At 71.7% G+C, this 24,772-nt stretch carries 23 protein-coding genes; 15 read left to right on the top strand and 8 right to left on the bottom strand.

Annotation, left to right across the window (positions count from 1 at the left end; translation table 11 throughout):
* Positions 1–4 precede the first annotated feature (4 nt).
* The 3 genes from IF29_RS0107210 to IF29_RS0107200 are packed head-to-tail and all read left to right on the top strand — an operon-like array spanning position 5 to position 3,704.
* Complete coding sequence (locus tag IF29_RS0107210) at positions 5–1,153, top strand: CbiQ family ECF transporter T component (protein ID WP_063757444.1); 1,149 nt, start codon at positions 5–7, stop codon at positions 1,151–1,153.
* Positions 1,150–2,796, top strand: a complete 1,647-nt coding sequence (locus IF29_RS0107205) for an ABC transporter ATP-binding protein (protein WP_030251196.1) — start codon at positions 1,150–1,152, stop codon at positions 2,794–2,796. The genes IF29_RS0107210 and IF29_RS0107205 overlap by 4 nt, the downstream gene beginning before the upstream one ends.
* Positions 2,793–3,704, top strand: a complete 912-nt coding sequence (locus IF29_RS0107200) for an ECF transporter S component (protein ID WP_051724973.1) — start codon at positions 2,793–2,795, stop codon at positions 3,702–3,704. The genes IF29_RS0107205 and IF29_RS0107200 overlap by 4 nt, the downstream gene beginning before the upstream one ends.
* Before the next feature lie 32 nt (positions 3,705–3,736).
* Here the strand turns inward: IF29_RS0107200 and IF29_RS0107195 are convergent, their stop codons facing one another.
* On the bottom strand, positions 3,737–4,906 hold the full coding sequence (locus IF29_RS0107195; RefSeq protein ID WP_030251191.1) for a steroid 3-ketoacyl-CoA thiolase: 1,170 nt from the start codon (positions 4,904–4,906) through the stop codon (positions 3,737–3,739).
* Between the two features lie 215 nt (positions 4,907–5,121).
* Between IF29_RS0107195 and IF29_RS0107190 the strand changes: the two genes are divergently transcribed.
* The 3 genes from IF29_RS0107190 to IF29_RS0107180 all read left to right on the top strand — a co-directional run bounded on the left by IF29_RS0107190 (position 5,122) and on the right by IF29_RS0107180 (position 9,711).
* Positions 5,122–6,354, top strand: coding sequence for a cytochrome P450 (locus tag IF29_RS0107190; RefSeq protein WP_030251188.1), 1,233 nt, complete (start codon positions 5,122–5,124; stop codon positions 6,352–6,354).
* Between the two features lie 175 nt (positions 6,355–6,529).
* Complete coding sequence (locus IF29_RS0107185; protein ID WP_037594448.1) at positions 6,530–8,554, top strand: MFS transporter; 2,025 nt, start codon at positions 6,530–6,532, stop codon at positions 8,552–8,554.
* Between the two features lie 146 nt (positions 8,555–8,700).
* On the top strand, positions 8,701–9,711 hold the full coding sequence (locus tag IF29_RS0107180) for a peptidoglycan-binding domain-containing protein (protein ID WP_030251182.1): 1,011 nt from the start codon (positions 8,701–8,703) through the stop codon (positions 9,709–9,711).
* A 1-nt stretch (position 9,712) separates the two neighbouring features.
* Here IF29_RS0107180 and IF29_RS0107175 read toward each other — a convergent pair whose 3' ends face one another.
* On the bottom strand, positions 9,713–10,297 hold the full coding sequence (locus IF29_RS0107175) for a TMEM165/GDT1 family protein (RefSeq protein ID WP_030251179.1): 585 nt from the start codon (positions 10,295–10,297) through the stop codon (positions 9,713–9,715).
* A 339-nt stretch (positions 10,298–10,636) separates the two neighbouring features.
* Here IF29_RS0107175 and IF29_RS0107170 point away from each other — a divergent pair, with 339 nt between their 5' ends.
* The 3 genes from IF29_RS0107170 to IF29_RS0107160 all read left to right on the top strand — a co-directional run bounded on the left by IF29_RS0107170 (position 10,637) and on the right by IF29_RS0107160 (position 14,120).
* Positions 10,637–11,623, top strand: a complete 987-nt coding sequence (locus IF29_RS0107170) for an aldo/keto reductase (protein ID WP_030251178.1) — start codon at positions 10,637–10,639, stop codon at positions 11,621–11,623.
* A gap of 258 nt (positions 11,624–11,881) precedes the next feature.
* On the top strand, positions 11,882–13,555 hold the full coding sequence (locus tag IF29_RS48460) for a glycosyltransferase family 39 protein (protein WP_198037324.1): 1,674 nt from the start codon (positions 11,882–11,884) through the stop codon (positions 13,553–13,555).
* Positions 13,556–13,559: 4 nt separating this feature from the next.
* Positions 13,560–14,120: a DUF1697 domain-containing protein gene (locus IF29_RS0107160; protein ID WP_030251173.1), complete on the top strand. Its 561-nt coding sequence runs from the start codon at positions 13,560–13,562 to the stop codon at positions 14,118–14,120.
* A gap of 18 nt (positions 14,121–14,138) precedes the next feature.
* On the opposite strand, the gene IF29_RS0107155 is transcribed toward IF29_RS0107160, so the two are convergent.
* Positions 14,139–14,573, bottom strand: coding sequence for a MarR family winged helix-turn-helix transcriptional regulator (locus tag IF29_RS0107155; protein ID WP_030251170.1), 435 nt, complete (start codon positions 14,571–14,573; stop codon positions 14,139–14,141).
* 201 nt (positions 14,574–14,774) lie between these two features.
* Here IF29_RS0107155 and IF29_RS0107150 point away from each other — a divergent pair, with 201 nt between their 5' ends.
* The gene (locus tag IF29_RS0107150) at positions 14,775–16,223 is read left to right on the top strand and encodes a DHA2 family efflux MFS transporter permease subunit (RefSeq protein WP_030251167.1); all 1,449 of its coding nucleotides are present in this window, start codon (positions 14,775–14,777) and stop codon (positions 16,221–16,223) included.
* A 37-nt stretch (positions 16,224–16,260) separates the two neighbouring features.
* On the opposite strand, the gene IF29_RS0107145 is transcribed toward IF29_RS0107150, so the two are convergent.
* The 3 genes from IF29_RS0107145 to IF29_RS0107135 are packed head-to-tail and all read right to left on the bottom strand — an operon-like array spanning position 16,261 to position 18,357.
* Positions 16,261–16,866 carry a methylated-DNA--[protein]-cysteine S-methyltransferase gene (locus IF29_RS0107145; RefSeq protein WP_232242047.1) on the bottom strand — a complete coding sequence of 202 codons (606 nt, stop codon included), beginning with the start codon at positions 16,864–16,866 and terminating at the stop codon, positions 16,261–16,263.
* A gap of 42 nt (positions 16,867–16,908) precedes the next feature.
* Positions 16,909–17,613 carry a class I SAM-dependent methyltransferase gene (locus tag IF29_RS0107140; RefSeq protein ID WP_030251160.1) on the bottom strand — a complete coding sequence of 235 codons (705 nt, stop codon included), beginning with the start codon at positions 17,611–17,613 and terminating at the stop codon, positions 16,909–16,911.
* 21 nt (positions 17,614–17,634) lie between these two features.
* On the bottom strand, positions 17,635–18,357 hold the full coding sequence (locus IF29_RS0107135) for an SDR family oxidoreductase (protein ID WP_030251159.1): 723 nt from the start codon (positions 18,355–18,357) through the stop codon (positions 17,635–17,637).
* Between the two features lie 135 nt (positions 18,358–18,492).
* Here IF29_RS0107135 and IF29_RS0107130 point away from each other — a divergent pair, with 135 nt between their 5' ends.
* The 5 genes from IF29_RS0107130 to IF29_RS0107110 all read left to right on the top strand — a co-directional run bounded on the left by IF29_RS0107130 (position 18,493) and on the right by IF29_RS0107110 (position 23,361).
* Positions 18,493–19,914: a nucleobase:cation symporter-2 family protein gene (locus IF29_RS0107130; protein WP_084713668.1), complete on the top strand. Its 1,422-nt coding sequence runs from the start codon at positions 18,493–18,495 to the stop codon at positions 19,912–19,914.
* Positions 19,915–19,974: 60 nt separating this feature from the next.
* Positions 19,975–20,118, top strand: coding sequence for a hypothetical protein (locus IF29_RS45865; protein WP_157623633.1), 144 nt, complete (start codon positions 19,975–19,977; stop codon positions 20,116–20,118).
* 102 nt (positions 20,119–20,220) lie between these two features.
* Complete coding sequence (gene tuf / locus IF29_RS0107120) at positions 20,221–21,414, top strand: elongation factor Tu (RefSeq protein ID WP_030251154.1); 1,194 nt, start codon at positions 20,221–20,223, stop codon at positions 21,412–21,414.
* Between the two features lie 127 nt (positions 21,415–21,541).
* Positions 21,542–22,660, top strand: a complete 1,119-nt coding sequence (locus tag IF29_RS0107115) for an LLM class flavin-dependent oxidoreductase (protein ID WP_030251151.1) — start codon at positions 21,542–21,544, stop codon at positions 22,658–22,660.
* Positions 22,661–22,704: 44 nt separating this feature from the next.
* The gene (locus IF29_RS0107110; RefSeq protein WP_030251149.1) at positions 22,705–23,361 is read left to right on the top strand and encodes an FMN reductase; all 657 of its coding nucleotides are present in this window, start codon (positions 22,705–22,707) and stop codon (positions 23,359–23,361) included.
* An 18-nt stretch (positions 23,362–23,379) separates the two neighbouring features.
* On the opposite strand, the gene IF29_RS0107105 is transcribed toward IF29_RS0107110, so the two are convergent.
* Both IF29_RS0107105 and IF29_RS0107100 read right to left on the bottom strand, forming a co-directional pair.
* The gene (locus IF29_RS0107105; protein WP_030251146.1) at positions 23,380–23,925 is read right to left on the bottom strand and encodes a YbaK/EbsC family protein; all 546 of its coding nucleotides are present in this window, start codon (positions 23,923–23,925) and stop codon (positions 23,380–23,382) included.
* A gap of 62 nt (positions 23,926–23,987) precedes the next feature.
* Positions 23,988–24,746 (bottom strand): SDR family oxidoreductase, encoded by a 759-nt coding sequence (locus IF29_RS0107100; RefSeq protein WP_030251143.1) that lies wholly within the window; start codon positions 24,744–24,746, stop codon positions 23,988–23,990.
* Positions 24,747–24,772 lie beyond the last annotated feature (26 nt).

Here is a 24,772-nt window from a genome sequence, read left to right as displayed (position 1 = left end):
GGCGATGCCCCTGCCGCCCGTGCCACAGCGCAACCTGCACCCGGGCGCCTGGTGGCTCTGGGCGCTCGGCCTGGCCACCGCCGCCTCCCGCACCACCAACCCGCTGCTGCTCCTGCTGGTCACCGCCGTCGCCGGCTACGTGGTGGCGGCCCGCAGGACGGACGCACCCTGGGCCCGCTCCTACAGCGTGTTCCTCAGGCTCGGCCTGCTGGTGCTCGCCGTCCGGATGGTGTTCTTCACCCTGCTGGGCTCACCGATCCCCGGTACCCACATCCTCTTCACGCTCCCCCAACTTCCGCTCCCCTCCTGGGCCAAGGGCGTCCAGCTGGGCGGCCCGGTCAGCCTGGAGGGGCTGCTCTTCGCGCTCTACGACGCGATGAGACTGGCGGTGCTGCTGGCCTGCGTCGGCGCGGCCAACGCCCTGGCCAACCCGGCCCGGCTGCTCCGCAGCCTCCCCGGAGCGCTCTACGAGGCCGGCGTCGCGGTGGTGGTCGCGCTGACCTTCGCGCCCAACCTGGTCGCGGACGTGACCCGGCTCCGCGCCGCCCGCCGACTGCGCGGCCGCAGCGGGCGCGGTGCCAGGGCGCTGCTCACCGTCGGCGTCCCGGTGCTGGAGAACGCCCTGGAACGCTCCATCGGCCTGGCCGCCGCGATGGACACCCGGGGCTTCGGCCGCACCGCCGACGTGCCGCCCGCCGTGCGCCGCACCACGGCCGCGCTCACCCTCGCCGGGCTGCTGGGCGTCTGCGTCGCGGCCTACGGGCTGCTCGGCGCGGACGGCAGCGCCTGGGCCCTGCCGCTGCTGGCCACCGGAGCCGCGGCCACTGCCGGCGGACTGCTGCTCGGCGGCCGACGCGCCGTCAGAACCCGTTACCGGCCCGACCCCTGGGCCTGGCGGGAGTGGACCGTGGCGGGCTCGGGTATCGCCGTCGCAGCGGTCATGGTCAGCCTTGGCCCGGCCTTCGCCGACGCCCTCGATCCCCCCGTCGTACCGCTCGCAGCACCCACGCTGCCGCTCCTTCCCGCAGCAGCGATCCTGATCGGCCTGCTGCCCGCCTTCACCGCCCCGGTCGCACCCCGGATCGCGCCCGCCCCGGCTTCCGCCCCGACCTCCGCACCCACTGCTGCCACCTCCCCGGGAGGAGCCCGATGATCACCTTCGACCAGGTCTCGGTCACCTACCACGGAGCATCGCACCCGGCACTGACATCCCTCGACCTGACCGTCCCCGAGGGCGAGCTCTGCCTGCTGGTCGGCGCCTCGGGATCCGGCAAGTCCACCCTGCTCGGCACCGTCAGCGGCCTGGTCCCGCACTTCACCGGCGGCGTGCTGCACGGCCAGGTCACCGTCGCCGGGCGCGACACCCGCACCCACCGCCCGCGCGACCTCGCCGACGTCGTCGGCACCGTGGGCCAGGACCCGTTGGCGCACTTCGTCACCGACACCGTCGAGGACGAACTCGCCTACGGCATGGAGTCCCTGGGCCTCGCCCCCGAGGTGATGCGGCGCCGGGTCGAGGAGACGCTGGACCTGCTCGGCCTCGCCGAGCTCCGCAACCGCCCGCTGGCCACCCTCTCCGGCGGCCAGCAGCAGCGGGTCGCCATCGGCTCGGTGCTGACCGTCCACCCCAAGGTGCTGGTCCTCGACGAGCCCACCTCGGCCCTGGACCCCGGCGCCGCCGAGGAGGTCCTCGCCGTCCTCCAGCGCCTGGTGCACGACCTGGGCACCACCGTCCTGCTCGCCGAGCACCGCCTGGAACGCGTGGTCCAGTACGCGGACCGGGTCATCCTGCTGCCCGGCGGCGGGCAGCCGCCCCGCTACGGCGAGACCGCCGAGATCATGGCGGTCTCCCCGGTGCACCCGCCGGTGGTCGCCCTGGGCCGGGCGGTCGGCTGGTCCCCGCTCCCGCTGTCGGTCCGCGACGCCCGGCGCCGGGCCGCCCCGCTGCGCGCCCGGCTCGCGGAGCTGAGCCCGGCGCCGGCGCCAGCGCCCGCACCCGCGCGCCCCAGCGGATCCCCCGCTGGATCCCCCGCCGTCGCCACGGTCACCGCCCTGGCCGTCCGCCGCGGCGTCGTCGAAGCACTGCGCCGGGTGGACCTCACCCTCCGCCCCGGTGAGATCACCGCTCTCATGGGCCGCAACGGCGCGGGCAAGTCCACCCTGCTCAGCTCGCTCGTCGGCCTGCACGCCCCCACCACCGGCCGGATCGACATCGGCGGCACGGTCCCGCACAAGGCCAAGCCGGCCACGCTGCTCAGGCAGGTGGGCCTGGTCCCGCAGGAACCGCGCGACCTGCTCTACTGCGACACCGTCGGCGCCGAGTGCGGCGCCGCCGACCAGGACACCGGCTCCGCCCCGGGCAGCTGCCGCGCCCTGGTCGAACAGCTGATCCCCGGCATCCCCGACGACGCCCACCCGCGCGACCTCTCCGAGGGCCAGCGGCTCACCCTGGCCCTCGCCGTGGTGCTCACCGCCCGCCCCGGACTGATCCTGCTGGACGAGCCCACCCGCGGCCTCGACTACGCCGCCAAGGCCCGTCTGGTCGACATCCTCCGCGAGCTGGCCGCGGCCGGCCACGGCGTCCTGCTCGCCACCCACGACGTGGAACTCGCCGCCGAACTGGCCCACCGCACGGTCGTCCTGGCCGAGGGCGAGATCGTCGCGGACGGTCCGACCCGCGAGGTCGTCGTCTCCTCCCCCGCCTTCGCCCCCCAGGTCGCCAAGATCCTCAACCCGGAGCCCTGGCTGACGGTCCGCCAGGTCACCGAGGCGCTGGCGGCGGACGGCACCGCATGAGCACCGACCGGAACCCGCTCGCGCGTCCGGTCCCGCTGGGCCGCCGCGCCACCGCCATGCTGCTGCTGGTCTCGGCGATCGGCGTGGTCGGCTTCGGCTGGCCGCTGCTGGCCTCGCCCACCTCCGGCCTGGCCCACTCCGGCGACGCCCCCTGGCTGTTCGCCCTGCTGCTGCCGCTACTGCTCGCGGTGGTGGTCGCCCAGATCGCCGAGGGCCGGGCCGGCACCGGCGGCCAGGCCGGGCTGGAGACCAAGTCCATCGCCCTGCTCGGCGTCCTGGCCGCGGCCGGCGCCGCCCTGCGCCCGCTGGGCGCGGGCACAGCCGGGCTGGAGCCCACCTTCTTCCTGATGGTGCTCTCCGGACGGGTCCTCGGCCCGGGCTTCGGCTTCGTCCTCGGAAACCTCTCGCTCTTCGCCTCGGCCCTGCTCACCGGCGGCGTGGGCCCCTGGCTGCCGTTCCAGATGCTCGCCATGGGCTGGGTCTGCCTGGGCGCCGGCCTGCTCCCCGGCCCGGCCACCCTGCGCGGCCGCCGCGAACTGTGGACACTGGCGGTGTACGGGGCGGTGTCGGCCGAGCTCTACGGGCTGGTGATGGACCTTCAGGGCTGGCCCTACATCGCCGGCCTGGGCAGCTCCATCTCCTACGTCCCCGGCGACCCCCTCGGCGCCAACCTGGCCCGCTTCCTCGTCTACCACTTCACCACGGCCCTCGGCTGGGACATCCCGCGCAGCCTGCTCACCGCGGCCCTCTGCCTCACCCTCGGCCACCCGCTCCTCAACGCCCTGCGCCGAGCGGCACGACGCGCGGCCTTCGACGCCCCGGCGGCCTTCCGACCGCGCGCCGCCGACACAGCCGGCGACGCAGCTGCCGACACCGGCGTCGACGCCGATGCCGGCTCCGGGGAGTGACACCCGGGCCGGCAACGGCAGTACCGGTCCCCTCAGATCCGCTGCAGGATCGTCCCCGTCGCCAGGGCCCCGCCCGCGCACATCGTGACCAGCGCGAACTCCTTCCCGGTGCGCTCCAGTTCGTGCAGCGCCGTGGTGATCAGCCGGGCCCCGGTCGAGCCCACCGGGTGCCCGAGCGCGATGGCTCCGCCGTTGACGTTGACCTTCTCCATGTCGGCCTCCAGCACCTGGGCCCAGGAGAGCACCACCGACGCGAAGGCCTCGTTGATCTCCACCACGTCGATGTCGGAGAGCTTCATCCCCGCCTTGCCGAGCACCGCCCTGGTCGCGTCGATCGGACCGTCCAGGTGGTAGTGCGGGTCGGTGCCGACGACCGCCTGGGCGACGATACGGGCGCGCGGGGTCAGTCCCAGCGCCCGCGCCGCACGCCGGGACGCCCACATCACCGCGGCCGAACCGTCGGAGATCTGCGAGGAGGTGCCGGCCGTGTGCATCGCGGTGGGCAGCACCGGGCGCAGCCCGGCCAGCGCCTCCAGCGAGGTGTCCCGCAGCCCCTCGTCCCGGTCGAACAGCCGCCACATGCCCTGACCTGCGAGCTGCTCGGCCTCCGTGGTCGGGACCTGGACCGCGTACGTCTCCCGCTTGAACCGCTCCTCGGCCCAGGCGTTGGCGGCCCGCTGCTGCGAGGCCTCGCCGAAGCGGTCCAGGTCGCTGCGGCTGAGCCCGCGCCGCCGCGCGATCCGCTCGGCGGCCTCGAACTGGTTGGGCAGGTCGACGTTCCACTCCTCCGGGAACGGCCGTCCCGGCCCGTGCGCGGAGGCCGCGCCCAGCGGCACCCGGGTCATCGACTCGACGCCGCAGGCGATGCCGACGTCGATCACCCCGGCCGCGACCATGTTGGCGACCATGTGGTTGGCCTGCTGCGAGGACCCGCACTGGCAGTCGACCGTGGTGGCGGCGACCTCGTAGGGCAGGCCCATCGCCAGCCAGGCGGTGCGGGCGGGGTTCATCGACTGCTCGCCGGCGTGGGTGACCGTCCCGCTGACGATCTGCTCGACGACGTCCGGCTGCACACCCGTGCGGGCGAGCAGCTCCCTGAAGGTCTCCCCGAGCAGATAGCCCGGGTGGAGGTTGGCGAGGGCTCCGCCTCGCTTACCGATGGGGGTGCGCACTGCTTCGACGATGACGGGTTCAGCGGCCATGACTCGCCCTCCGGAAGCTCCGGCGTCCGCAGGACACCGAAGAGAACTGATACGCGTTCTAGTTCTGGCCCCCTTTGTATTCGCCGTGAGCACTGTCACGCAAGGCTCTTGCGCGGACTAGAACGCGTTACTACGGTCTAAGGCAGATCTGACACTCCGTCAGCTAAACAGCGGCTGACCCAGCAGCTGACCGTCGGTAGCTTTGGAGGCCCCCGATGACCTGCCCGGCCCTGCCCGACGGCTTCGACTTCACCGACCCGGACCTGAACCAGCAGCGGGTGCCGCTGCCCGAGTTCGCCCTGCTCCGCAGCACCGCCCCGGTGCACTGGATCGCCCAGGCGCACGGCACCACCGGGTTCGACGACGGGGGCTACTGGGCCGTCACCCGGCACGCCGACGTCAAGGAGGTGTCGGTGCACCCGGAGACCTTCTCCTCCAACACCAACACCGCGATCATCCGCTTCAACCCGGAGATCACCCAGGACGGCTTCGAGGGCCAGAAGCTGATCATGCTCAACATGGACCCGCCCGAGCACACCCGGCTGCGCCAGATCGTCCAGCGCGGCTTCACCCCGCGGGCCATCAACGCCATGCAGCAGGCGCTGCGCGACCGGGCCGAGCGCATCGTCGCCTCCGCGCTCAAGGAGGGCAGCGGCGACTTCGTCCGCGACATCGCCTGCGAGCTGCCGCTCCAGGCGATCGCCGAGCTGGTCGGAATACCCCAGCAGGACCGGGCCAGGATCTTCGAGTGGACCAACAAGATGGTCGCCTACGACGACCCGGAGCTCGCCGTCTCCCAGAACGTCGGCATGCAGTCCGCCTTCGAGCTGATGATGTACGCGATGGGCATCGCCGAGGAGCGCAAGGGCTGCCCGGCCCATGACATCGTCACCCAGCTGGTCAACGCCGAGGGGCAGGGCAACCTCAGCTCGGACGAGTTCGGCTTCTTCGTGCTGCTGCTGGCCGTCGCCGGCAACGAGACCACCCGCAACGCCACCAGCCACGGCATGCACGCCATGCTCACCCACCCCGAGCAGTGGGAGCTCTACAAGGAGCGCCGACCGCAGACCGCCGCCGACGAGATCGTCCGCTGGGCCACCCCGGTGATGTCCTTCCAGCGCACCGCGACCGAGCACACCGAGCTCGGCGGCGTCGCGATCTCCGCAGGTCAGCGCGTTGGAATCTTCTACAGCTCGGCCAACAACGACCCCGAGGTCTTCGACCGCCCGGAGGAGTTCGACATCCTCCGCGACCCCAATCCGCACCTGGGGTTCGGCGGCGGCGGACCGCACTTCTGCCTGGGCGCCAACCTGGCCCGGCTGGAACTGGACCTGATCTTCAACGCCATCGCCGACACCGTCCCGGCGATCCGGCTGACCGGCGAGCCCCGCCGGCTGCGCTCGGCCTGGCTCAACGGGGTCAAGAAACTCCCGGTCCAGTACGTGTAGCCGGGCCAGTTGCAGACCCCCAGGGGCGCGGGGAACTGCGCGACCAGCCAGCTACGATCCGCAGCCGAAGAACCTTGCTCTACCCCGTTCGGCTCCCACCGCAGGCACCCCCGCCGCTCTGCTGAAAACCTGATGCCCAGTCCCATCCATCAGGCAGGCGGACAGCGGAGGGTCGATGGCCCAGCAGCAGGCAACCGCGGGAGCACCGGGTACGGCACCGATCGAGGAGAGCTCCGGACGGGTCCGGCTGGTCTTCCTCGGCGTGATGCTGGGCATGTTCCTGGCCGCCCTCGACCAGACCATCGTCTCCACCGCGCTGCCCACCATCGTCGGCGACCTCGGCGGTGCCAACCACCTCTCCTGGGTGGTCACCTCCTACCTCCTCGCCGCCACCGCCACCACCCCGCTGTGGGGCAAGCTCGGCGACCTCTTCGGCCGCAAGCACGTCTTCATCATCTGCATCGTCATCTTCCTGATCGGCTCGGCCCTCTGCGGCGTCTCGCAGAACATGCTCCAGCTGATCGTCTTCCGGGCCCTGCAGGGTCTGGGCGGGGGCGGGCTGATGGTGCTGGCCATGGCCGTGATCGCGGACGTGGTCCCGCCCCGCGACCGGGGCCGCTACCAGGGCGTCATCGGCGCCGTCTTCGGGGTGTCCTCCGTGGTCGGGCCGCTGCTCGGCGGCTTCCTGGTGGACAACCTCAACTGGCGCTGGGTCTTCTACGTCAACCTGCCGGTGGGCATCGTCGCGCTGTTCGTGATCGCCACCGCGCTCAAGGCCAAGAACCCGGACGTCCGCCCGAAGATCGACTACCTCGGCACCTTCCTGCTCGCCGCCGCCTCCACCTGCCTGGTGCTGATCACCAGCCTCGGCGGCACCACCTGGTCCTGGAACTCGGTCGAGGTCTGGGGCTGCGCCTTCGGCGCGGCCCTGCTGATCTTCGCCTTCGTGCTGGTGGAGCAGCGGGTGGACGAGCCGGTGCTGCCGCTGCGGCTGTTCCGCAACCCGGTCTTCTCGGTCTGCTCGGGCATCGGCTTCGTCATCGGCCTGTGCATGTTCGGCGCCCTCTCCTACATCCCGCTGTACATGCAGGTGGTCAATGGCAACTCGCCGACGGTGTCCGGGCTGCGGCTGCTGCCGATGATGGCGGGCGTGCTGATCACCTCGATCGGCACCGGACAGCTGATCAGCAGGACCGGCAGGTACAAGATCTACCCGATCATCGGCACGGCGCTGACCGCGGTCTCGCTGGTGCTGCTGGCCCAGGTGGACGACACCACCAGCGACACCGTCATGGGCGTCTACATGCTGCTGCTCGGCCTGGGACTGGGCCTGGTGATGCAGGTGCTGATCATCGCGGTGCAGAACGCCTCGGACTTCTCCGACCTGGGCACCGCGACCTCCGGGGTCACCTACTTCCGCTCCATCGGCGGCTCCTTCGGCGCCTCCATCTTCGGCACAGTGCTCAACAACCAGCTGAACCACAAGATCAACACGGCCCAGGCCAACGGCACCCTGTCGGCGCAGTTCCCGGTGAAGGAGGTGCTGGCCAACCCGACCATCGTGCACAAGGCACCGGCCGCCGAGAAGCCGCTGCTGGAGCCGTTCCTGCACATCTACGCGATCTCACTGCAGACGGTCTACCTGGTGGCCGCCGCGATCGCGGTGATCGCCTTCCTGCTGGCGCTGTTCCTGCGCGAGGTGCCGCTGCGCACCTCGACCCGCACCTCGCAGCAGGGCGAGGCGGCCGGCCCGCCGACCTTCCGCACCTCGGCCGAGGAGATCGAGGGCATGGTCACCCGGCTCTCCAGCCGCGAGAACATCTGGGAGCGCTACGGCCGCGCCATCGAGAGGTCCGGAATCGACATCAGCGTGCCGGCCGCGTACGGGCTGTTGCGGCTGCACCATGCAGGTCCGGTGACGCTGGAGGAGATCTGCCGCCGCAACAAGTTCAAGCCGGACGAGATCCGACCCAAGCTCGCGGCGATGGAGCAGTCGGGCCGGATCCGGACGGACCCGGACGGCACGATCCGGCTGACCCCGCACGGCGAGGAGATCGTCACCAAGCTGAGCGAGGCCCGGCTGGCCCTGCTCAACGAGAAGCTGGACGGCTGGTCCCCGGAGCAGCACGCCGACCTGGTGGCGATGCTCAAGGAGTTGGCGGACAACTCGATGGACGCCCCGGGAAAGGTGATGAACTGACCGGAAGGTGATGAACTGACCGGGGCGACATATCCCCACAGCTCCACTCCCTCCCCGCGTTTTCCGCTGCTCTCCCTGGACACCGCTGCCACTGTGAACTGATGTCCTGCATAATCGTCCCCTGTTCGACTTCGCACAGGGAGCTGATGGTGGGACAGATCTGCGGCAGATGCGGCCTGGCGCTGTCGAGCGGCGGCTGCGGCTGCCGCCCGGACGACGCCGAGACGGCGGTGCTGCCGGTGATCGGCGGACCGGAACTGGTCCGTCCCTACGTCCATCCGGCCGACGCCGCCGACCCGGTGGACCCGGCCGAGGCCGCGCACCTCGCCGCCGAGGCCGCTGAAGCCGCTGAAGCCGCAGGGGCATCGGCCACGAGCGGCGAGCTGCTGCCGGCCGCCCGGTACCTCCCGGCCACCTCGCGGCTGCCGGAGCCACGCAACGACGCGCTGCCGGTGCTGCGCACCTCCCCGCTGCCGGCCGTCCGGCACCGCGCCGCGCCCCCGGCGAAGGGCCGGCGCAGGCGGCGCGGCCTGCTGATGGCGGCGGGCGCGCTGGCGGTGGCCGGACTGGGCACCGTGGCGGCGGCCCTGCCGCACATGCTCAACAGCGACACCACGGACCAGTCGCTGCCCGCGCCCGGAGTGACCGTGGCGATGGCCTCGTCGGGACCGGACGACGCGACGTCCGACGCCCCGTCCGCCACCGCCGGCAGCGCCTCGTCCTCGGCCGCCGCCTCCGCCGCGGCGACCCGGCGGGCGGCGGTGGCGCAGACCTCCGCGGCCCGGTCCACGGCCAGTTCCTCGCCGACGCCCGCAGCGACGCCCTCGCGGAGCAGCAGCCCCTCGGCGAGCACCGCTCCCAGCAGCGCGGCATCGGCCTCGGCGAGCACCACGGCCTCCGCATCGCCCGCACTGGCCTCCGCCTCGACCACGCTTCAGCTGGGCGACTCCGGGTCGGCGGTGTCCACGCTGCAGTCGCAGTTGCGCGCGCTGTGGGTCGACCCCGGCCTCAAGGTCGACGGCAACTACGGCTCCCGTACCGAGCGCGACGTGGCGACGTTCCAGATCTGGTTCGGCGTCCAGGGCGACCCGCAGGGCGTGTACGGGCCGAACTCCCAGGCCATGATGGCCCAGCAGTTGCAGGCCCAGAACCGCTGACTCAGCCGGTGATCGCGCCGAACAGGCTGACGCCCGCCATCACGATCATGATCACGGCGGCCACCTTGGTGATCACCGCCAGCGGAACGTGCTTCATCAGCTTCTGACCGCCCACGATCGCAACCCCGGCCACCGCGCACAGCCCCAGCCAGGACCCCAGGAACACGGACAGCGGATCGGAGTACTTCGCGGCCAGGTTCGCGGTGGTGATCTGGGTCAGGTCGCCGAACTCCGCGATCAGCACCATCAGGAAGCCGGTCCCGGCGACCCGCCAGAAGCCGGTGGACCGGGGTTCCTTCACCGACTCGTCGTCCTCGTCCTCCTCCTTCTGCAGGAGCAGCATCAGCGCCCCGCCGAGGAACAGCAGGCCGACGACCAGTTCCACCCAGCGGTGCGGCAGCAGGGTCAGCAGGCTGCCGGCCGCGACGGCCAGGGCGGCGTGGACCGCGAAGGCGGCGGCGATTCCGGCGAACACATAGCTGGCGCGGTAGCGGGTGCCCAGGACCAGACTGGCCAGTGCCGTCTTGTCGGGGAGTTCGGCGAGGAAGATGATGCCGAAGGTGATTCCCAGAATGATGATGTTCACGTGGTGAGTGTCCTCGGGAGGTCATGAGCACTGCCGTGGCTTCATGATCCGTTCCCGGAGTCGCTTCGGCCCGGCAGGACTCGGGGCCGAAGCACGTCGGTCTACGACGACGTACCAGCTGGAGTGACTGCGCGGCCGAAGGTCTCACCAGCACCGCGCCCGACAACGGACGTCCTGCGGTGCCCCGGGCGCCGGGCGGCCCGCCATGACGCGTGGGCTGCCGGTATGTCGACGTTCCGGTAGGGGGCTACTCCCCTTCGATCAGCCGTAAGTCTACCTGACACACCCACTTGCCTGACACCCTCGACAATCCATGCCCCCAAGGGTGAGGGTGAGGGTATGGAGTACACCTCACTCGGCCGTACCGGCCTGTCCGTGTCCCGTCTGTGCCTGGGCACGATGAACTTCGGCCCGCTCACCACCGAGGCCGACGCCCACCACATCATGGACGCCGCCCACCAGGACGGCATCAACTTCTTCGACACCGCCAACGTCTACGGATGGGGCGAGAACAAGGGCCGCACCGAGGAGATCGTCGGCACCTGGTTCGCGCAGGGCGGCGGCCGCCGCGAGCGCACCGTGCTGGCGACCAAGCTCTACGGCAGCATGAGCGCCGACGACAGCAAGAAGTGGCCCAACGAGGACAAGCTGTCCGCGCTGAACATCCGCCGGGCCGTGGACGCCAGCCTCAAGCGGCTGCAGACCGACTACATCGACCTCTACCAGATGCACCACGTCGACCGGGCGACCCCCTGGGAGGAGATCTGGCAGGCGATGGAGGTGCTGACCGCCCAGGGCAAGATCCTCTACGTGGGCAGCAGCAACTTCGCCGGCTGGCACATCGCCACCGCGCAGGCCGCCGCGGCCAAGCGCAACTTCCTCGGCCTGGTCGCCGAGCAGTCGCTGTACAACCTGCTGGCGCGCACCGTCGAGCTGGAGGTGCTGCCCTCGGCCGAGTACCACGGCCTCGGCGTCATCCCCTGGTCCCCGCTCCAGGGCGGGCTGCTCGGCGGCGTGCTGCGCAAGGCCGGCGAGGAGGGCGGCCGCAGCGCCGACCGCGCCAAGAAGCTGTCGGCCACCGAGCGCGAGCAGCTGCAGGCGTACGAGGACTTCTGCGACAAGCTCGGCCAGGAGCCCGGGACCGTGGCCCTGGCCTGGCTGCTGCACCAGCCGACCGTCACCGCTCCGATCGTCGGGCCGCGGACGGCGGGCCAGCTGGACACCGCCCTGAAGGCGCTCGACGTCAAGCTGGAGCAGGGCGACCTGGACCGGCTCGACGAGATCTTCCCGGGCCACCGCACCGCGCCCGAGGACTACGCCTGGTGACGACCGGGTCCGGCAGCGGATCAGGCGCTTCAGGAAACCGGTAAGAGCGCCCCGGGCGGTCCGAGCCTGGTGGCAGCGCTGTGCAAGAAGCCGGAGTCGCCCATTACCGGGTCGACTCCGGCGACGCCAGCCCGTGGACAGACCTCGACGCAACATTCACGTTGTACGATCCGTCACGCCCGCCTACGCACGTGAGTCGGCGCACTCCGACGACCAACGAGGTGGCGCGTGCCGCAGCAAGCAAGTCTCAGCCACCCCGTGCCGACACCGACCACTGCGCGCAACGAGTCCCGTTGGGCGAGGACGGCGCTGTGGGCGGTGCCGACCCTGGTCTCCTTCCTCATCGGCGTGTTCCACTCGTCCCGTCCGGAGCTGTGGCGCGACGAGCTCGCGAGCGTCAGCGCATCCGGCCGCAGCCTCGGCCAGCTGTTCGACCTGCTGGGCAACACCGACGCGTCGACCGGCTTCTACTACCTCGTCCTGCACTTCTGGACCGCCGCCTTCGGTGATTCGCTGACCCTGCTCCGGATGCCCTCGGCGCTGGCGATGGCCGGCGCCGCCTGCTGCGTCGCCCTGACCGGCCGGCTGCTGTTCGGACGCTGGGCCGGTCTCGGCGGCGGCCTGCTGTTCGCACTCGTGCCCGGCATCAGCCGGTACGGCCAGGAGACCCGCGCCTACGCCTTCGTGGTCTGCTCGGTCGCCCTCGCCACGCTGCTGCTGGTGCGGGCCGTCGACGCCGCCGCGCGGCAGACCCCGGAGCGGGCCCCGGAGCAGGCACCCGGGCAGGTCCCCGAGGGCGTGCGTCCGGCGGTGCCGAAGGGCCGCTGGGTGGCCTACGGTGCCTCGCTCGTCCTGATCGGGCTGTGCCACATCGTCGCCCTGGCCTGTCTGGCCGGGCACGCGGTCCTGCTGCTGCTGCACTGGCGGCGGACCCGCTCGGCCCGTGCCCTGCGCTGGTGGGCGGGCAGCGTCGTGGTGGCCCTGGCGCTGCTGACGCCGCTGCTGATCCTGGGTCAGTCCCAGGTGGACGGCCAGCTGTTCTGGCTGAAGCCGCCCTCGCTGAAGCATCCGACGGCCACCCTGCTGCAGATGCTGCGGCCGATGTTCTCCTCCACCGGGTACCTGGCGCTTTTCGCGGTGCTGAGCCTGTGCGCGCTGCTGCTGTGGCGCCGTCACCGCGACGCGCTGCTGTTCCTGGTCGCCAGTGTGGTGCTGCCGATCGCCGCGATCTTCGTGATCTCCCGGGTCGGATCGACGTCCTACTGGTTCGGCCGCTACATGCTCTTCACCCTGCCGGCCTGGTCCGTGCTGACCGGTGCGGGGCTGGCCGCCGTCGCCCGGCTCGCGGCAGGCCTGTTGACAGCGGGTCAGCCGGCCCCCGGGGCGGCCCCCGCAGCCGGCGGGACCGGGCCCGCCGTCCGGCGCCGGGTGTTCGCCGCGGTGACCGCCCTGGGCGTGGCGGCCGCCGTCCTGGTCGGCTACTCGGACCAGGTGGCCGTTCGCTCCTACATCTCGCACAGTTGGACGAACTACCCCCTGGACTCGGCCGGTGACGCGTGGGGCTACCAGCCGGCGGCGCAGTTCCTGCTGCACCGGGCCAAGCCCGGGGACGGCGTCTACTACGGCGGCTCGCACCTCTACATGGTGGGCGCGGGCGTCGAGTACTACCTGCGGGGCCGCCTGCCGCTGAACCAGTTCCTGACGACCGAATCCGCAGCCGACAACGGCAGTTACGGCCCGACCCTGTGCCCGGATCTGGCATCGTGTGTCGCCGGGGCCCCGGACCGGGTGTGGCTGGTGATGGCACCGGCGCGGCCCGTCCCGGAGGACGCCAAGGTCCAGAAGGCCCTGCTGGACTCGGGCGCGTACCGGATCAGCGAGCTGTACAACGTCCCCGGAATGAGCCTGTACCTCCTGGAGCGGAAGAGCTGACGCCATGGCCGAGCCGTACATCGCCTTCCTGCGAGCCGTCAACGTCGGTGGCCGCAAGGCGCCGATGGCCACGGTCCGCGAGCTCTTCGGCGGGCTGGGGCTGGAGGACGTGCGCAGCTACATCGCCAGCGGCAACGTCTTCTTCCGGCCGCCGGGCGGGGAGCGCGGCGCGGTCGACCGCCCCGCGCTGACCTCCTCCATCGAGGCCGCGCTGGCCGAGGGGCTCGGGTTCGAGGTACCGGTGATGGTCAGGACGGCCGGCGAGCTGGAGGCGGCCCTCGCGGCCGCCCCGTTCGACGACGTGGAGGTCACCCCGGAGATCCGGCTGAGCGTGGCCTTCAGCTCCGAGCCGCTGACCGGCCTCCAGCTCCCACTGCGCTCCCCGAAGGGCGACTGGGAGGTGCTCGGGGCGACCCGGGGCGAACTGTTCGTGGTGCTGCACCTGCCGGACGGGCGGATGAACGGCAATCCGATGGCGGCGATCGAGAAGACCCTGGGCGTGAAGCTCACGGCCCGGTTCTTCCACACCTCGGCGAAGATCCTGACGGCGGCCCGGGCCTCCTGACCCGACCTGCCGCGCCGCCTACTCGCTGACGGCCTGTCGGATCACCGCGAGCAGTTCCCGCAGCCGGGTCCGGTCGGCCTCGTCCAGGCCCCGGGTGGCGTGGGCGAGGGCGTCCCGGTCCACCGCTTCGGCCTCCCGGTGCCGCACCCGTCCCAGCTCGGTCAGGGTCAGCAGGAAGGCCCTGCGGTCGACCGGGTGACGCACCCGCTCCACCAGCCCCTCCCGCTCCAGGCTGTCCACGATGGTGGTGGTGGTCCGCGCCGCCACGCCGAGCATCTCGCTGAGGTCCCGCATCCGCAGCGGCTCCGGGGAGGCGGCCAGCATGCGCATGGCCCGTACCCGGGCCACCGAGGCACCGCACTCCCGCAGCCGCGCATCCGTGAAGGCGCGCAGCCGCATGGTGGTGGCGAAGAGTTCGTCCACCAGGATGTCGCTGCTGCCGGGTGCCTTCATCCGCACGCCCTTCTTCTTCGTCCGCAATTCTTGTGAGCACGCACATAGTGAGTATGCTCAGTATGTGCGGAGGGCCCGAGCGGTCGGGACCGGTCCGCCCCGACCGCCGTTCCGTGGAGGACCGGGGGTCCAGTTCCGCCGAGTTCCTGCGCTGACACTGCCGTCACGATCATCCACCATGCGCCCACAGGACCCTTTCCCATGGCTCACCGCCACTTCAGCCAACGCGTCGTCGTCCCCGTCATGTTCGTCGCCACCGTCTTCATGGTCATCGTCGACGGTGCCATCACCACCGTCGCTCTCCCTGCCATCGCCCGGCAGTTCCAGCTGGCGCCCGCCCGGCTGGACGCCGTGGTCGTCGTCTACCCGGTCTGCGTGGGAGTGGCCGTCCCCGCCTCCGCCTGGCTCGGCGACCGCTTCGGCGGCAAGCGCCTGATGCTGGTGTCCATGGCCCTGTTCTCGGCATCGTCGGCCCTGTGCGGGGCCGCGGGCAATCTCGGCACCCTGGTCGCCTTCCGCGCCCTGCAGGGCCTGGCCGGCGGGCTGCTCATGCCGGTGGCCGGCGCGCTGCTGTACCGCACCTTCTCGGCCCGGGAACGGGTCCGTGCCTCCCGCGTGCTGATCTTCCCTCAGCAGATCGCCCCGGCCGTGGCCCCCATCCTGGGCGGGGTACTGGTCGACGGCCTCTCCTGGCGCTGGGTGTTCTACGTCAACCTGCCGCTCGGGCTGGCCGCGGTCCTCTTCGGCCTGTTCTTCCTCGATCCGCACCGCCCCGAGCAGCACGGCCGCGGCCGGCGCTTCGACCTGCCCGGGCTGCTGCTCTCGGCCGGCGGTCTGGCCGCGATGACCTACGGCATCTGCGCGGGCTCCGACCACGGCTGGACCTCGCCCGGCATCGTGCTCACCCTCGCCGCCGGGGCCGTCCTGCTCACCGCCACCGTCCTGGTCGAACTCCGCACGGCCGATCCGATCCTGCGGCTGCGACTGTTCCACGACCGGCTGTTCCGGGACTGCAGCCTGATCTCCCTGGTCGGGCTGGTCCCGATCCTGGGCGCGATGTTCCTCGGCCCGCTGTTCATCCAGGACGCGCTGGGCGGCAGCGCCATGGACTCGGGCACCAGCACCTTCACCGAGGCCTTCGGGGTGCTGCTCACCGTTCAGGTCGCCGGTGCCCTCTACGCCAGGATCGGACCGCGCGCGATCATCGGCGGCGGACTGCTCGGCGTGGCCGCCGTCCTGGTGCTGCTGTCCACCTGCGACCTGCAGACCAGCCTGTGGACCTTCCGGCTCTACATGTTCCTGCTGGGCGTCGCCATGGGCGCGGTGTTCATGCCGACCACGGTGGCCTCGATGAGCACCATCTCCAAGGCCGACATGGCACAGGCCTCCACGCTGAACACGGTGGTCCGGCAGACCGCGGGCGCGCTGGCACCCGCCGTGGTCACCACCCTGCTGGTGATGGGCGGCACCGGTACGGTCGGCTCCGGCGGCGCGGGGCCCTCGGTCGCCACCTACCAGGACGCCTACCTGGTACTGGCCGCCATCGCCGTGGTGTCGGCGCTCTATGCGTTCACCCTGCGCGACGGTGCCGCCCGGCAGGCCGCGACCAGCGGAATCCCCGAGCCGGCCGAACCCGCGCCGGTGGGCTGACCATGGTGACTGAGGGCGCTCCGCGGCGTGAGCGCCCTCAGCCCGGACCGCCCCAGTCCAGCGTCGGCGCGAGCACCCCCTCCAGGGTCAGCAGCCAGCGCTTCACCTCCATCCCGACCGCTCCCCCGCCGAACCCGCCGATGCCGTCCGCCGCGACCACCCGGTGGCAGGGCACCAGCAGGAACAGCGGGTTGGAGCCCATGATCTGGCCCACCGCCCGCGCGGCCAGCCCGCCCTGGTCCAGCACGTCGTCGAAGACGCCGCTGCGGGCGGCCAGTTGGCCGTAGGCGATGGTCTGCCCGTAGACCACCGTCCGCTGGAGCTTCTGGAGCACGGCGCGCTGCGGTCCGGCGGCCGTCGCGCGCCAGTCGATCGGCAGGTCGAAGGCCCGGCGCCGCCCCGCGAAGTACTCCCCGAAGCGCGCGGTGACCAGCGCGGCCTTCTCCTCGTCGCCGGGCCGTACCGCGTCCGGCCCGCGCTCGCCGAAACTGGTCGCGACCACACCGGCGTCGGTTATCCCGACCCGGACCGGACCGCTGGGCAAGGGCGTGGGCACAGCGAACCAGGACGTCGGGACGGACACCGCCGCGACGGAGCCGAAAGGTACCGACGGGGTGGGGACGGACGGAGTGGGAACGGACACGGGCGCGACCCCCTTCAAGCTCTCAAGCCGCTGCCCGCCACGCTATCTGCCGCCACTGACAACCGGCCGCGCCCGCACCCAGGTCCGGTCCTCGGTCAGGTAGGCGTCCACCGACAGCCCGGCCCCGGCCAGCGCCGCGGCGAAGGTCTCGTCCGTCAGCGGGCGGGACAGGAACACCTGACTCCAGGCCGCGTCCGGGAAGACGTAGTCGAACCGGACCGAGTTCACCCCGTCCCCCACCGGCTCCGAGGAGGCCAGCCGGAAGATGCCGCCCTGGGCCTCGCGCTCCCAGGGGACCCGGTCGTGCCAGCCCTCACCCTCCCGCTGGACCAGCACGCACCCGTCGTCCGCGACATGCCGCCGGCAGGCCCGCAGCAGTCCGTCGCGCACCGCCAGATCCCCGGCGTGCACCAGGAACGAACCCAGCAGCACCACGTCGAACCGCTCGCCCAGGTCCAGTTCCTCGATTGGGCTGCACACGGTCCGCGCACCGTGCACCCTGGCCAGCATCTCCGGCGACTCGTCCACCGCCGTGACGGTGAAGCCTCGCTCCAGCAGCGGGTGCGTCACCCTGCCGACGCCGCAGCCCAGCTCCAGGATCCGGGCGCCGGCCGGAACCGCCCGCTCGATCACCTCCGGCTCGTCGCCGACCTGCAGCCGCTCGTAGAGCTCCACCGCGCAGCCGTCCGGGGTGATCGGCCCCGGCCCGGTTCCCGCATAGCCCGTCCGTATCCGCTGAGTCGTCATACCGGCCATCCCAACACGGTGTCAGTGGGTCTGGCCAGTGGGCCGGACCACGACGGTGTTCAGCTCGACCCCGGCCGGCTGCCCCAGCACCCAGAGCACCGTGCCGGCGATCTGATCCGGCGTCAGCACCGGCCCGTCGGGGACCTCATGGCTCGGGTGGCTGCTCCAGAACGGGGTGTCCACCCGCCCCGGCGCGACCAGGGTGACCGCCACGCCGGCGCCGGTCACCAGCACCCGCGCGTTCTCGGCCAGCGAGGTCAGCGCGGACTTGGAGACCGAGTACATGTTGCCCGGGGTGTTCTTGATCCCGGCGGTGCTGCCGATCAGGACCACCCGTCCGCCGCTGCGGGTGAGCTCCGGAAGCGCCGCCTTGATCAGCACCGCCGGGCCGAGGACGTTGACCAGCAGCATCTCCCGCCACTGCTCCGGGTCGCCGTCCGCCAGGTTGTCATGGGTCGAGAAGCCCGCGTTGGCGATCACCGCGTCGAGCCGGCCGAACTCCTTGACGACGGCGTCCACCGCAGCGCTCATCGAGGCGTAGTCGGTGGTGTCGGCGGCGACCGGCAGCAGCACGTCCCGACCGGCCCCGATCCCGGCGGCGAAGCGCTCCAGCCGCTCCTGGTCGCGTCCGGTGACCCCGACCCGGTGCCCGGCGGCGAGCAGCCGCCCGACGGTGGCGGCGCCGATGCCGGTGGCACCGCCGGTGATCAGCGTGACGGGTGCGGTGCTGGCGTCCTGGCTCATGCTGCGACTCCCCCTGGTACTGATCTTTGAAGCAATCAATGCGCAGTGCATCGGAAATGACGAGGTAACAGTTTCAACAGAAAGTTGACGCACCACACGCCCCTGGTGGGCTGATCAACACCTTACGGAGCTCCCATGGCCGACGCACCGCCAACAGCAGACCTCGCCCCCACGACCACCGCCGAAGCCCCACCGGCCGAAGCGGCCGAGCCGCACCCCGTCGACCGACTGCTGCCCCCGGCCCGCCTCGGCCTGCTGGGCCTGCAGCACGTCCTGGTGATGTACACCGGATGCGTCACCGTGCCGCTGGTCTTCGGCGCCGCGGCCAAGCTCGGCGTCTCCACCATCGGCCTGCTGATCAACGCCGACCTGGTGGTCGCCGGAGTCATCACGCTGATCCAGGCGCTGGGCGTCGGCAAGTTGCTCGGGGTACGGCTGCCGATCGTGGCCGGCGCCACCTTCACCGCCGTCACCCCGATGATCCTGATCGCCGGCCAGTACGGGATGCCGGCGGTGTACGGGTCGATGATGCTGGCCGGGGTCTTCGGCCTGCTGGTGGCGCTGCCCTTCGCCCGCGCGGTGCGCTTCTTCCCGCCGCTGGTCAGCGGCAGCGTGATCACCGTGATCGGACTGTCGCTGATCGGCGTGGCCGTCGGACTGATCGCCGGCAACGACAGCACCGCCAAGGACTACGCCGCACCCTCCCATCTGGCGCTGGCGGCCGGGATCATCGTCTTCATCATCGGCGTCAACCGCTTCGGCCGGGGCATCCTCACCCAGCTCGCCGTACTGCTGGGCCTGGTCCTCGGCACCCTGGTGGCCATCCCGATGGGCCTGACCGACTTCTCCTCGGTCGGCCACGCCGGCTGGTTCGGGCTGCCCGGCCTGTTCCACTTCGGCGCACCGCAGTTCCCCGCCGCTGCGGTCATCTCGATGTGCGTGGTGATGCTGGTCATCTTCACCGAGTCCACCGCCGACATGCTCGCCGTCGGCGAGATGACCGGCCGCCCGCTCAGCACCGGCGACCTGGCCCGCGGCCTGGCCGCCGACGGCCTGTCCGGCATCCTCGGCGGCGCCATGAACGCCTTCATGGACACGGCGTTCGCCCAGAACGTCGGCCTGGTCGGGATGACCCGGGTGCGCAGCCGCTACGTCGCGGCCGTCGCCGGGGCGATCCTGGTGCTGCTCGGCGCGATCCCCAAGCTCGGCGCCGTCGTCGCCTCGCTCCCCGGACCGGTCATCGGCGCCGCCGGCCTGGTGATGTTCGCGACCGTCACCGCCGTCGGCATCAACACCCTGCGCACGGTCCGCTTCGAGGGCACCGACAACCTGCTGATCGTCGCCGTCTCGCTGGGCGTCGGCATGCTCCCGGTGGTCGCCCCGTCCATCTACCACGGCCTGCCGCAGTGGTTCCAGACCATCGCCGGCAGCGCCATCACCAGTGCCACCCTCACCGCCTTCGCCCTCAACCTCTTCTTCAACCACCTGAGGCTGGGCCGGCCTGGTGACGCCCCGTCAGCGGAAAGCGCTGAGCCGGCACCGGCCGCGGCGCCCTGACCCGGCGACGCCCCGGAAAACCATTCGCTTCCGACTGCCCGACCCTGCATGATGCTCGACATGTCCAGCTTCGTCATCGCCCTCAAGCCCGCAGTCGCGGGCGCGATGACCGCTGCCCTGGAACTGGACCTGGCACTGGCACTGGCACTGGCACTCGCGCCGGCAACCGCCGCCGCAGCAGCCTTCGACGGCGCGCGACGCTGACCTTCCCCGGGATGTCCCGGGACCTCGGACGGGGAAGGTCGGCCCGTCCTTGAGGTCCCCACCCCGCCAGGCCCTTCGGGCCGGTCACCACCAGGAAGCATCATGTCCAAGCAGGCCTACCTGCGCACCAAGCCGCACCTCAACATCGGCACCATGGGTCACGTCGACCACGGCAAGACCACCCTCACCGCCGCCATCACCAAGGTCCTCGCCGACCGCGGCAGCGGCAGCTACGTGCCGTTCGACCGGATCGACCGGGCCCCGGAGGAGGCCGCCCGGGGGATCACCATCAACATCTCCCACGTCGAGTACGAGACCGCCACCAGGCACTACGCCCACATCGACATGCCGGGGCACGCCGACTTCGTGAAGAACATGATCACCGGCGCCTCCCAGCTGGACGGGGCGATCCTGGTGGTCTCCGCGCAGGACGGGGTGATGCCGCAGACGGCCGAGCACGTGCTGCTGGCCCGGCAGGTCGGGGTCGAGCACATCGTCGTCGCGCTGAACAAGGCCGACGCCGGCGACCCGGAGCTGCTGGACCTGGTCGAGCTGGAGGTGCGCGAGTTGCTCACCGCCCAGGGCTACGACGGCGCCGGGCTGCCGGTGGTCCGGGTGTCCGGGCTGCGGGCCCTGGACGGGGACCCGCAGTGGACGGCCGCGATCGGCGAGCTGCTGGACGCGGTGGACACCGCCGTGCCCACGCCGGTCCGCTACACCGAGGCGCCCTTCCTGCTGCCGGTGGAGAACGTGCTGACCATCACCGGTCGGGGCACGGTCGTCACCGGGGCGGTCGAGCGCGGCCGGGTGCGGATGGGCGACCGGGTGGAGCTGCTCGGCCTCGGCGGCGAGCCGCTGACCTCGGTGGTCACCGGCGTGGAGACGTTCGGCCGGACCATGGAGTCGGCCGAGGCCGGCGACAACGTCGCGCTGCTGCTGCGCGGGGTGCAGCGCGGGCAGGTCCGGCGCGGGCAGGTGGTCGCCGCGCCGGGCAGCATCAGCACCCACACCCGCTTCACCGCGCGGGTGTACCTGCTCGGCACCGCCGAGGGCGGCCGTCGCACCCCGGTGGCCAACGGCTACCGTCCGCAGTTCTACCTGCGGACCGGGGACGTGGTCGGCGACGTCACCCTGGGCGGCGTGCACCAGGAGTCGGGCGTGGCCCGGCCCGGGGAGACGGTCGAGCTGACCGTCGAGCTGGGGCGGCCGGTCCCGCTGGAGCCCGGCCTGGGCTTCGCGGTCCGCGAGGGCGGCCGCACCGTCGGCGCGGGGAACGTGACCGCGCTGCTGGACTGAGCGCCGAACCAGAACAGAGCAGGACAAGAGAGACAACGGGCGGTACAGGAATAGATCACCTGTACCGCCCGTTATTCGGCCTGTATAGTTGAACCATCAACTACTGGAGGAGCCAGCCATGACCGCCATGCAGTTCGGGATCTTCTCGGTCGGGGACGTGACCGTCGACCCCACCAACGGGGTGAAGCCGACCGAGCACGAGCGGATCAAGGCCATGGTGGCCATCGCGCTCAAGGCCGAGGAGGTTGGCCTGGACGTCTTCGCCACCGGCGAGCACCACAACCCGCCCTTCGTGCCCTCCTCCCCCACCACCATGCTCGGCCACATCGCCGGCCGCACCGAGAACCTGATCCTCTCCACCGCGACCACGCTGATCACCACCAACGACCCGGTGAAGATCGCCGAGGACTACGCGATGCTGCAGCACCTCGCCGACGGCCGGGTCGACCTGGTGATGGGCCGCGGCAACACCGGCCCGGTCTACCCGTGGTTCGGCAAGGACATCCGCGAGGGCATCAACCTGGCCGTCGAGAACTACGCGCTGCTGCGGCAGCTGTGGGACAACGACGTGGTCGACTGGCAGGGCAAGTTCCGCACCCCGCTGCAGGGCTTCACCGCCACCCCGCGCCCGCTGGACGACGTGGCGCCGTTCGTCTGGCACGGCTCCATCCGCAGCCCCGAGATCGCCGAGCAGGCCGCCTACTACGGCGACGGTTTCTTCGCCAACAACATCTTCTGGCCCAAGGAGCACTACCAGAAGCTGATCGCCTTCTACCGCAAGCGCTTCGCCCACTACGGCCACGGCACGCCCGAGCAGGCCATCGTGGGGCTCGGCGGCCAGGCGTTCATGGCCAAGAACTCGCAGGACGCGATCCGGGAGTTCCGCCCGTACTTCGACAACGCCCCGGTCTACGGCCACGGCCCCTCGATGGAGGAGTTCATGGCGGAGACCCCGCTGGTCGTCGGCAGCCCGCAGCAGGTCATCGAGCGCACCCTGGCGTTCCGCGAGCACTTCGGCGACTACCAGCGCCAGCTGTTCCTGATGGACCACGCCGGACTGCCACTGAAGACCGTGCTGGAGCAGCTGGACCTGCTCGGCGAGGAGGTCGTCCCGGTGCTCCGCAAGGAGTTCGCGATCGGCCGCCCGGCCGGGGTCCCGGACGCGCCCACGCACGCCGCCCGGGTCGCGGCGAAGGCCGCCGAGGCGGACGCCAAGCCCGACACCGCCGCCGCCACCACGTTCTGACACCAATTCACCAGCCGTACCAGTCAACACCGTTGGAGGACACCGTGACCGCCCCCGTCCGGATAGCCGTCGTCTCGGCCGGCCTCAGCCAGCCCTCGTCCACCCGACTGCTCGCCGACCGCCTGGCCGAGGCGGTCCGGGTGGGCCTGGACGGGCGGGGACGCGAGGTGGAGATCCGGGTGGTGGAGTTGCGGGAGCTGGCACATGCGATCGCCGACAACCTGGTCACCGGCTTCCCGGGCGGCGCCCTGCGCGAGGCCGTGGACGCGGTGACCGGCGCGGACGCGGTCATCGCGGTCACACCGGTGTTCAGCGCCTCCTACAGCGGCCTGTTCAAGTCCTTCTTCGACGTGATCGACAACACCGCGCTGACCGGGAAGCCGGTGCTGATCGCCGCCACCGGCGGCAGCGCCCGGCACTCGCTGGTGCTGGACCACGCGCTGCGCCCGCTGTTCTCCTACCTGCGCGCCGTGGTGCTGCCCACCGGTGTCTACGCGGCGTCGGAGGACTGGGGCTCCGGCGACTCCGCGCTCACCGACAGCCTGCCCGGACGGATCACCCGCGCCGCGGGCGAACTCACCGCGCTGCTGGACCACGCCCGGCCGGAGGCCGCCGCCCCGCTCGACCGGGCCGACGAGGAGGAGGAGCTCGACTTCCTCCCCTTCGACCAGCAGCTCGCTGCCCTGCGCCCGCAGGGCTGAGCCCTCGTCACTTTCCCCTCAGCTGATCGGGAGTCCGAGTCCGTCGACCACCCGGGCTCCCGGAAGCCCTGCCAGCAGCGCCCCCGGGAGCCACAGCTTGGAGCCCCGGATCCCGGACCCGACCACCACCCGCGGATGCGCCGCGACCACGGCGTCCACCAGGATCGGCCAGTCGGCCGGGAGCCCGACCGGGGTGATGCCGCCGTACTCCATCCCGGTCGCCGCCAGCACGGCGTCCAGCGGCGCGAAGGAGGCCTTGCGGGCCTCCAGCAGCTGCCGCACCAGGCCGTTGACGTCCGCCCTGCTGGTGGCGGTCACCATGCAGGCCGCATAGGTGGTCACCCCGCCCCGCTTGGCGGCCACCACGACGCAGTTGGCTGAGTCGGCGAGGGTCACGCCGTAGCGCTCGCAGAAGGCGGCGGTGTCGGCCAGTTCGGGATCGATCCCGGCGACCTCCACCCGGGCGGCGAGCTCAGCCGGCCAGCCGCGCAGTGCGGCCGCCACCGGCGGGGCCAGCAGATCGGTCCGGTCCAGCGCCGGGGTCAGGGCGAGTGCGGTGTCCATCGCCCCATACCACCAGCTCCGCCGCCCGGAAGCCAACTGCGGGCGGCGGGCCGGACGCTGCGTCAACCGGCCGGACGGATGTGGACCACGTCCTGCCCCACCTCCGGCGGGTTGGTCAGCAGTCCGTACAGCAGGCCCGCCACCGTGGCCGAGCTGAGCGGCTTGGCCGCGCCGACCCTGGTCAGGTAGCCGTCGGCCTCCCAGACCGGGTGCGCACGGCGACGGTCCTCGTCGCTGAAGTTCTCGACGAAGGCGCTGTCGGCGATCGACCCCAGGATCACCAGACCGACCCTGATCCCGTCCGCGCGCAGTTCCCTCCGCATCGCGGCGGTGAAGCCGTTGAGGCCGTGCTTGCTCGCCGCGTACATCGACATCAGCGGCATGTGGTCCAGGGTGATCTCGGACGAGATGTTGAGGATGTCGCCGCCGCCCGCCGCGCGGAGCAGCGGCACCGCGGAGCGGACGGTGTGGATCGGGCCCAGTAGATTGGTGCCGACGCAGGCGTGGATGTCCTCGTCCCGGGTCTCCTCGATGGCGCGGATGCGTGCGACGCCGGCGCAGTTGAGCAGGATGTCCACCCGCCCGAACCGCTTCTCGACCTCGGCGAAGGCCGCCCGGACACTGTCGCCGCTACTCACGTCCGTCGGGATGGTCAGCACCGTCCCGGCCATCCCGAGCGCGGCCGCCTCCAGCCGGTCCGCGCGCCGGGCCAGCAGCACCACCTGGGCCCCGTTCTGCGCCAGCAGCTCCGCCGCGGCCCTGCCGACGCCCGTCGAGCCGCCGCTGACGACAGCGACCTTCCCCTGCACAGTGCCGGCCAAGGAGGCCTCCCCATCGAGAAGTTCCG

Origin of the sequence: Streptacidiphilus jeojiense (assembly GCF_000719095.1) — a bacterium.
GTDB classification, from domain to species: domain Bacteria; phylum Actinomycetota; class Actinomycetes; order Streptomycetales; family Streptomycetaceae; genus Streptacidiphilus; species Streptacidiphilus jeojiensis.
This window is presented reverse-complemented; position numbering and strand designations above follow the sequence as displayed.